The 2,180-nt window shown below is 57.5% G+C and carries 3 protein-coding genes; all 3 read left to right on the top strand.

Annotation, left to right across the window (positions count from 1 at the left end; genetic code table 11):
* The first annotated feature begins 325 nt into the window (after window positions 1-325).
* Window positions 326-1,072, top strand: a complete 747-nt coding sequence (locus tag D6877_RS28685; RefSeq protein WP_130912516.1) for a 2OG-Fe dioxygenase family protein — start codon at window positions 326-328, stop codon at window positions 1,070-1,072.
* 79 nt (window positions 1,073-1,151) lie between these two features.
* Window positions 1,152-1,529 carry a GNAT family N-acetyltransferase gene (locus D6877_RS28690; protein ID WP_042608609.1) on the top strand — a complete coding sequence of 126 codons (378 nt, stop codon included), beginning with the start codon at window positions 1,152-1,154 and terminating at the stop codon, window positions 1,527-1,529.
* Window positions 1,526-2,180 (top strand): AzlC family ABC transporter permease (locus D6877_RS28695; protein ID WP_130912517.1); only part of this gene is annotated, 655 nt, incomplete at its 3' end. The genes D6877_RS28690 and D6877_RS28695, both read left to right, overlap by 4 nt.

The following is a 2,180-nucleotide window of genomic DNA, read 5'->3' on the forward strand; positions in this document are numbered from 1 at the left end:
TTCGATCCTGCGCGTGTCGCAGAAATCCAGCGAGTACAACGTCAGCGGTAACGAGTTGCGCGTATTCGTGGACTACCCGATCAACATCTTCTGATGATCGATCCGCTGTAAGAGAAATGAGAAAACCCCGATTCGGTCGGGGTTTTTTTTCGACGGTTTTTCAGTGAAAACCGGAAATAACCGGTGTTCTTGTCATGTAAAAGTCGTTTTTCAAGGGCTGCAGATTCCGTTTCAAGCAGAGCTTCAAATGCCTGAAATTCTTTCTCATGGACGCAAATTCTCCACCCCATAGATTAGGGCGTTCAACGCAGCGGAGAATTTGGTAATGATCGTTTTGAACAGAGAAGTGGGCGAATCGCTACGGCGCGACAAGTTTGTCAACGTCCAGGGTGGTGACTTCAATCTCTACGGTCATTTTGCCGACTTCGTCAGACTGACCAAAAGTTGGGAAAACATGGAGCCTGACAGCTACTACGGTCAGGCCGAAGCCGGCATGCGTTACCGTCGTTACAGCGACTTTGAATACAACCCGAAAACCCGCGAGCTCAAGCAACTGGAGCATCGCCCCTATGTGCAATCGAAAGAGAACAACGCTTACGTCGGTGGCGTGGTGCGGCACTTTCAAGACTTTTCCGAGGAAGTGATCTCTTCACCGGTGATGCGCAGCCTGATCGACACTGATTTCGAAGTGTACAAAAGTGTGCTGCCGGAAGAGTTGCACGATGAAATCTGGCAGTGCCAGATCCATCAGATCCGCATCGAAATCAAACCCGGTAAACAGTTGGAAATCACCCCTGAAGGTATTCACTGCGATGGCTATCCGTTCAGCGGCGTGCACTTCTGGGGGCGCAATAACGTCGAGGGTGCGGAGAGCCGTTTGTACGACACCCACAAGCAACAACTGGCGGCGACCACCTACGAGGAAATTCTCGACACCACCTACTTCCTCGATCGCGACATGCGCCACTACGTGACCCCGGCGCGCAATACCCACACCCATGCCATGGCGTACCGGCAGATTCTGGCGATTTCCTTCTCGCGGCCCGGGACCGCTTTCGACATTGTTCGCTAATCAGATCACCCCAATCGACGGCGTCGAATGCTCGACGCCGGTGGTACTGCGCCGCGCCACCGCCAAGGATGCGCAACGCATGGAGCGCTTCTTCCGCCAGTTCGACGAAGTGTCGTTCTGCGAATGGCAGGACGCCAAGTGCCTGCGCGGCGTGTTGATCCAGAAAACCACCACGGCGTATCTGGCTTTCGATGTGGATGGCGAGATCGTCGGCGCGGTGCTCGGCGGCATGCTCGGCAGTCGCGGCACGATCAACCATCTGGCCGTAAGCCCGCGTTACCGCAGTCAGGGCGTTGGCCAGCGTTTGGTCGAAGCAGCGTCGTCCGACATGAAACGGGTCGGGGTGTTGCGGATGTTTCTGTTTGTCGACGATGCTAACCTCGCGGGCAAGCGATTCTGGACCGCCCAGGGTTTTTGCGAGCCTCACGGCGAACGAACATTTGAGAGGGATCTATGAATGAAAGGTCCGGCAGCGCGCCGCTGATGGCGACTCATCAGCCGTCGCGCACGTTTGCCGAAGCCAGCCCGGTGGTCGCCGGGTACTTCACCGTGTCGTTTGTCTTCGGGCTGATGGCGGTCAACGCCGGCCTGCCGATGTGGCTGCCGGTGGCGATGTGCTTGTTCGTCTATGCCGGCGCCTCGCAGTTCGCCGCGCTGGCGCTGATCTCCAGCGGCGCGTCGCTGACCACCATTGTGCTGACTACTTTCCTGATCAATGCGCGGCACATGCTGATGTCGGTGTACATGGCCAAGGCCCTGCGCGCCCTGGGCTTGAGCCGCATGGAGCGTTGGGCTTACGCCGGTGGCCTGACCGATGAGTCCTTCGCCTTTCATAGCGTCAAGCTCGGCACGGGCGCGCCGGTCAACGTGCGCTACCTGATCGGCTTCAACCTGTTTTGCCACACCTCGTGGGTGCTCGGCGGTTTGCTTGGCGCGGTCTGCGCGCAGTACGCGGCGCACTTGATCAAATATCAGCTCGATTATGCGCTGACGGCGATGATGCTTTACGTGCTGGTCTCGCTGTGCAACACGCGCAACAAACTGATTGCCGCAGCTGCTGCCGTGGTCTGCATGGGTGCGCTGAGCCTGATCGGCAGTTCGCCCTTCA

It is taken from the genome of Pseudomonas sp. Sample_9 (assembly GCF_004307535.1).
Classification (GTDB): domain Bacteria; phylum Pseudomonadota; class Gammaproteobacteria; order Pseudomonadales; family Pseudomonadaceae; genus Aquipseudomonas; species Aquipseudomonas mercuritolerans.

Coding starts and splice junctions, on each gene's coding strand:
- D6877_RS28685 (WP_130912516.1), top strand. CDS start 326: ATGATCGTTTTGAACAGAGAAGTGGGCGAATCGCTACGGCGCGACAAG.
- D6877_RS28690 (WP_042608609.1), top strand. CDS start 1,152: ATGGAGCGCTTCTTCCGCCAGTTCGACGAAGTGTCGTTCTGCGAATGG.